This is a genomic window from Mesorhizobium sp. M5C.F.Ca.IN.020.29.1.1 (genome assembly GCF_003997375.1).
In the GTDB taxonomy this organism is placed as follows: Bacteria; Pseudomonadota; Alphaproteobacteria; order Rhizobiales; family Rhizobiaceae; genus Mesorhizobium; species Mesorhizobium wenxiniae.
The window spans coordinates 1-5,939 of record NZ_RZSW01000404.1 but is presented as its reverse complement, the minus strand read 5'-3'; the positions used below and the strand labels follow the sequence as shown (position 1 = coordinate 5,939).

The following is a 5,939-nucleotide window of genomic DNA, read 5'->3' as shown; positions in this document are numbered from 1 at the left end:
ACCCCGTTCTGTCCGAAGATTATGCCGTGCAGATCGCGCGTGACTGGAACGTACCAGCCAGCGGTTCGGGCTTCGTTACCCGGTTTGACGTTTTGAAGAGCTTTCTCGACCAGTATCGGGTCGAACATGCCGGTAGCAGGGCACATCTGGAATACTGGATCCCCGCCGAAGATCTTCCTGAATTCAACAGGGCAATTGTCGGCAGGATCGAGGTGACGGCTGCTTTCGGCGCAGATGCGAACCTTGCCGGCTAACGCCGAATGATCACCCACCGGCCTTCTTCGCCGCCGCGGCCGAAGCAAAACGCTCGCGCAATTCCTTGCCCTTGCCGGCCAGCGTCCTCTGGCGGGCGCGGCCAAAGGCCAGCGCATCGTCCGGGACACTTTCGGTGATCACGCTGCCCGAAGCGATGTAGCCGCCCTTGCCGATTGTAACAGGCGCCACCAGCGAGGAATTCGAGCCAATAAAGGCGCCCTCGCCGATGTCGGTGAAGAACTTCGAGTAGCCGTCGTAGTTGCAGGTGATGGTGCCGGCGCCGATGTTGGCGCCGGCGCCGACGCGGGCATCGCCGATATAGGTCAGGTGATTGACCTTGGCCCCCTCCTCGATAGTCGCCTGCTTGACCTCGCAGAAATTGCCAACCTTGGCCTTTTGCTTGAGATCGGCGCCCGGCCGCAGCCGCGCGTACGGGCCGATATCGCAGTTCGAAGCGATGGTGGCGCCTTCAATGTGGCTGAAGGCATGGATCTTGGCTCCCGTGGCGATTTTCACGCCCGGCCCGAACCAGACATTCGGTTCGACGATCGTATCCGCGCCGATTTCAGTGTCGTGCGAAAAGAACACGGTTTCCGGCGCAATCAATGTGACGCCGGAGAGCATGGCCTCGTGCCGCCGGCGCGTCTGCCAGATGCCTTCCGCCGCGGCGAGTTCGGCGCGGTTGTTGATGCCGAGCACATTCTCGAAGCCGGCTTCTGCGGCAACGACATCAAAACCCTGCCCGCCGGCGATCTCAACGATGTCGGTCAGGTAATATTCGCCCTTGGCGTTGTCGTTGCCGACCTGGTCGAGCAGCTGCAGCGCGTGCTTGCCGGCAACCGCCATCAACCCGCCATTGCAGAAGGTGATTTTCTTCTCCTCGTCGGTGCAGTCCTTTTCCTCGCGGATGGCGATGAGCTTGCCGCCCTTTTCGATCAGCCGGCCATAGCCGGAAGGATTTGACGTGCGGAAGCCGACCACAACGATGGCAGCGCCTTCCGCCAGCTTCCGGCGCGCAACGGTCAGCACCTCCGGATCGATCAGCGGCGTATCGCCGAACATCACCAGGATGTCGTCGTAACCCTTTGATATCGCGTCGCGAGCAGCCAGAACAGCATGCGCCGTACCGAGCCGCTTGTCCTGGACGAAAGTCTCCGCCTTCGGCGCCAACTTTTGCGTGGCCTTGCGCATCTCGTCCGCGCCATGGCCGATCACCAGAGCCAGATCACCGCTGCCTGCCGCTTCGGCAGCCCTCACGACATGTGCGACCATCGGCAGGCCGGCGATCGTGTGCAGCACTTTTGGCACCGCGCTTTTCATGCGCGTGCCTTCGCCGGCGGCGAGGATGACGGACAGGCAGGTTCTCTGGCTCATGGAAGGGCAACCATATAAAAAGGGTTGGAAATCAAGGTATGTCTAGCACTGGCGCGATGCTGCACCAATGCGGTTAAATTCCGGTGAGGTGGTGGAGCAGCTGACTCCAGGTTAGCGGGTCCGCAACTCAATCCTGTGCGCGCAATTCAAGCTTATATGGGCAACAAGCCTATCCCAGCTGCCCCAGCATCGGGAAATTCTCCAGCAGCCAATAGGACGCTGCCTGCACCCCGCCGGTCAGGAAAAAGACGCCGGCGACGACCAGCAGCGCGCCCATCGCCTTCTCGACCCGGCCGAGATGGACGCGGAATTTCGAGAGAAAGCTCATGAAGGCGCCGGAAAACAGCGCCGCGATCAGGAACGGTATGCCGAGCCCGAGCGAATAGGCGGCGAGCAGAGCCGCGCCCTCGCCCACCGTCTCGCGGCCGCCGGCAAGCGTCAGGATCGGTCCCAGCACCGGTCCGATGCACGGCGTCCAGCCGAAGGCGAAGGCCAGTCCCATGACGTAGGCGGCAACGATACTGGCCGGCTTGCCCTGCGACTGGAAGCGCGCCTCACGCGACAGCAGCGGGATGCGCAATATGCCGAGGAAGTTCAACCCCATTAGGATGATGAGCACGCCGGCCGCCATGGCCAGCGGCTCCTGCCAGACGCGCAGCAGCCGTCCGATAGTCGAAGCGCCGGCGCCCAACGCAACGAACACGGTCGAGAATCCGAGAACGAAGGCAATCGAAGCATAAAGCAGCGCGGCACGTGCGTCGGCCTTGGCCGTGACGCCGGCATTGCCGCGGAAATCATCGACCGACACGCCGGCCATGTAGCAGAGATAGGGCGGCACCAGCGGCAGCACGCAAGGCGACAGGAACGAGATCGCCCCCGCCCCGACCGCGCTGACATAGCCGATATCCAATGCCATTTCCCGAAACCCCAACTGTATCGGCGCCGATATAGCGGCGCACGGGCTTGTCCGCCAATCACCATTGCGTGGCAAGTTGCCGCCCTGCATCGAGGAAGAAACGACACACCAGGCGCGTAGATGCAACGAGGCGGCGGCTTTCCGCGCGCTTCTCGATCATATCAGGGGGAACCCCATGAAATCGATCACAGTTGGGCTGGCGGTGCTTTTACTCGGCACCGCCGCCTCCTATGCCGCCGAAGCATGGAAGGAAGCCGATGTAGGCGGCACCAAGATCTATACCGATGCCAACGGCATGACCCTTTACACCTACGACAAGGACGAGACGGGCAAGTCGAACTGCTACGACAAATGCGCCACCAATTGGCCGCCACTGAAGACGGAGGCCGAGGGCGAATGGACCGCACCGAGGGCACCAAGATGTGGGCCTATGAAGGCAAGCCGCTCTACACGTTCATCGAGGATAAGAAGACTGGCGATGTGACCGGCGACGGCGTCGGCGGCGTCTGGCACATAGCCAAAGCCGACTAGTCCCGAACCTGCATCCCGCCATGACCGGCGCGAAATCGCTGACTGCCGCGTATCCCTGCAGGCCTCCTCCCGGCGGCCAGCTTTTGGTACTGTCCGCTGGGCATATGAGCCCCACTCGCCACGCCTGGCTCGCCCGCCAACAGAGCATCCGACCGAACGTCTCTTCAGCGGGGGCTGGCGCACGATCGATGTTTCTCTTATATCCGCGGAAGATTTTGTCCCGTTTCTCCCGGATCCATTGCCGGCTTGTCCAACGGTAGGGCAGCCGCTCCCCCTATCCGGGATTGCGGATATCACATGACGCACCCTTGGGTTGCGGGCTGAATGCAGGACTGCATTTTGGGCGCTTCCCCTTGACCGGATGCAAAAGCGCGGCCATGTGAGCGACAATTGTACGAGATTTCGTCGCGCGCAGCGGAATTCTTCTGCCGCACCACAGCTGATATGAGACCTCATGGACGTCGTCGTCGTCGAATCGCCGGCCAAAGCGAAGACAATCAACAAGTACCTCGGAAAGAACTATAAGGTCCTGGCCTCGTTCGGCCACGTCCGCGATCTGCCGGCCAAGGATGGCTCGGTGCGTCCGGACGAGGATTTTGCCATGTCCTGGGCTGTCGACACCGCCTCGAGCAAACGTCTTGCCGACATCGCCAAGGCGGTCAAGGACGCCGACGGCCTCATCCTCGCCACCGATCCGGATCGCGAGGGCGAAGCCATTTCCTGGCACGTTCTGGAAGTGCTGAAGCAGAAGCGCGCGCTGAAGGACAAGCCGGTCAGCCGCGTCGTCTTCAACGCCATCACCAAATCGTCGGTGCTGGAAGCTATGGCCAATCCGCGTCAGATCGATGCGCCGCTGGTCGACGCCTATCTCGCCCGCCGCGCGCTCGACTATCTCGTCGGCTTCACGCTGTCGCCCGTTCTCTGGCGCAAGCTGCCGGGCGCCCGCTCCGCCGGCCGCGTCCAGTCGGTGGCATTGCGCCTCGTCTGCGACCGCGAATTGGAGATCGAGCGCTTCATCCGCGAGGAATACTGGCAGATATCAGCTCTCCTCGGCACGCCGCGCAACGAAAATTTCGAGGCGCGGCTGACCGCCTTCGAGCGCAAGAAGCTGCAAAAGCTCGACATTTCGAACAAGGCGCAGGCCGACGACATCAAGACGATGCTGGAAGGCGCTGTTTTCAAGGCGCTGTCGGTCGAAGCCAAGCCGACCAAGCGCAATCCAGGTCCGCCCTTCACCACCTCGACGCTGCAGCAGGCCGCCTCCTCGCGTCTCGGCTTTTCGGCCAGCCGCACCATGCAGGTGGCGCAGCGGCTCTACGAAGGCATGGATATCGGCGGCGAGACTGCCGGCCTGATCACCTATATGCGAACCGACGGCGTGCAGATGGCGCCTGAAGCGATCTCGGCCGCCCGCGATGCCATTGCCAAGGAATTCGGCCCAAAATACCTGCCGGAAGAGTCACGCTACTACACGACCAAGGCCAAGAACGCCCAGGAAGCGCACGAAGCCATCCGCCCGACCGATTTCATGCGCACGCCGGCTTCGGTCAGGCAATATCTCGATGCCGACCAGGCCCGGCTCTACGAGATGGTGTGGAAACGCGCCATCGCCAGCCAGATGCAGCCGGCCGAGATCGAGCGCACCACGGTCGAGATCGAGGCGGTCAATGGCGCCCGCACGGCCGAGCTTCGCGCCGTCGGCTCGGTCGTTCGCTTCGACGGTTTCATTGCCGCCTATACCGAGCAGAAGGACGAGGATTCGGAAGACGAGGAAAACCGCCGTCTGCCCGAGATCCGTGCCGGCGAACAGCTCGACCGCGAGGCGATCAACGCCACCCAGCACACGACTGAGCCGCCGCCGCGCTATTCGGAGGCTTCGCTGATCAAGAAGCTGGAAGAGCTCGGCATCGGCCGGCCATCGACCTATACGGCGATCCTGAAGACGCTCGAGGACCGCGACTATGTCGCCATCGACAAGCGCAAGCTTGTACCGCAGGCCAAGGGGCGGCTGTTGTCGGCCTTCCTCGAAAGCTTCTTCGAGCGCTATGTCGAATATGATTTCACCGCCTCGCTCGAGGAAAAACTGGACGAAATCTCGGACGGCAAGCTCGCCTGGAAGGATGTGCTACGCGATTTCTGGAAGGATTTTTCGGGCGCCGTCGCCGACATCAAGGAATTGCGCGTCACCGACGTGCTCGATGCATTGAACGAAGAACTGGCGCCGCTGGTGTTTCCCGCGCGGGAAGACGGTTCGAACCCCCGGATCTGCCCGAAATGCGGCACCGGCAACCTGTCGCTGAAGCTCGGCAAATTCGGCGCCTTTGTCGGCTGTTCGAACTATCCCGAATGCTCCTTCACCCGCCAGCTCGGCGACGCCGCCAATCCCAATGGCGAAAACGGCAATGGCGAGGACGGCACCAAGGTGCTTGGCAAGGACCCCTACACGGCGGAGGAAATCACCCTGCGCACCGGTCGTTTCGGCCCCTATATCCAGCGCGGCGACGGAAAGGAAGCCAAGCGCTCCAGCCTACCCAAGGGCTGGACGGTCGATTCGATCGACCACGAAAAGGCACTCGCCTTGCTGTCGCTGCCGCGCGACGTCGGCAAGCATCCGGAATCCGGCAAGATGATCTCGGCCGGGCTGGGGCGCTACGGCCCGTTCGTGCTGCATGACGGCACCTACGCCAATCTCGACAATATCGAGGACGTGTTCTCGATCGGTCTCAACCGCGCCGTGTCTGTGATTGCCGAGAAGCAGTTGAAGGGCCCGGGCGGCCGCAATGGCGGCACGCCCGCCGCCTTGAAGGAGCTCGGCGATCATCCGGCTGGCGGCGGTAAGATCGTCGTGCGTGACGGCAAATAC

Annotated in this window: 3 protein-coding genes and 2 pseudogenes; 3 read left to right on the top strand and 2 right to left on the bottom strand. The window is 62.4% G+C overall.

Translation table 11 applies throughout. From position 1 onward, the window contains the following. Positions 1-254: pseudogene (locus tag EOA85_RS25430) on the top strand (ADP-ribosylation/crystallin J1); the annotation flags it as partial. Positions 255-264: 10 nt separating this feature from the next. Here the strand turns inward: EOA85_RS25430 and glmU are convergent. Together glmU and EOA85_RS25420 are read right to left on the bottom strand one after the other, a co-directional pair. Next, complete coding sequence (glmU, locus tag EOA85_RS25425; protein WP_127211604.1) at positions 265-1,629, bottom strand: bifunctional UDP-N-acetylglucosamine diphosphorylase/glucosamine-1-phosphate N-acetyltransferase GlmU; 1,365 nt, start codon at positions 1,627-1,629, stop codon at positions 265-267. Positions 1,630-1,798: 169 nt separating this feature from the next. Further along, complete coding sequence (locus EOA85_RS25420) at positions 1,799-2,545, bottom strand: cytochrome c biogenesis CcdA family protein (protein ID WP_029353008.1); 747 nt, start codon at positions 2,543-2,545, stop codon at positions 1,799-1,801. A 175-nt stretch (positions 2,546-2,720) separates the two neighbouring features. On the opposite strand from EOA85_RS25420, the pseudogene EOA85_RS25415 reads away from it, so the two are divergent. Together EOA85_RS25415 and topA are read left to right on the top strand one after the other, a co-directional pair. Then, positions 2,721-3,076 (top strand): annotated as a pseudogene (locus EOA85_RS25415) (hypothetical protein). Between the two features lie 454 nt (positions 3,077-3,530). Continuing rightward, the coding region (gene topA / locus EOA85_RS25410) for a type I DNA topoisomerase (protein ID WP_127211603.1) at positions 3,531-5,939 on the top strand (2,409 nt) is incomplete at its 3' end.

Bases quoted from the DNA above. Each gene is read 5' to 3' on its own strand.
- EOA85_RS25420 (WP_029353008.1), bottom strand. From the start codon at position 2,545: ATGGCATTGGATATCGGCTATGTCAGCGCGGTCGGGGCGGGGGCGATC.
- glmU (WP_127211604.1), bottom strand. From the start codon at position 1,629: ATGAGCCAGAGAACCTGCCTGTCCGTCATCCTCGCCGCCGGCGAAGGC.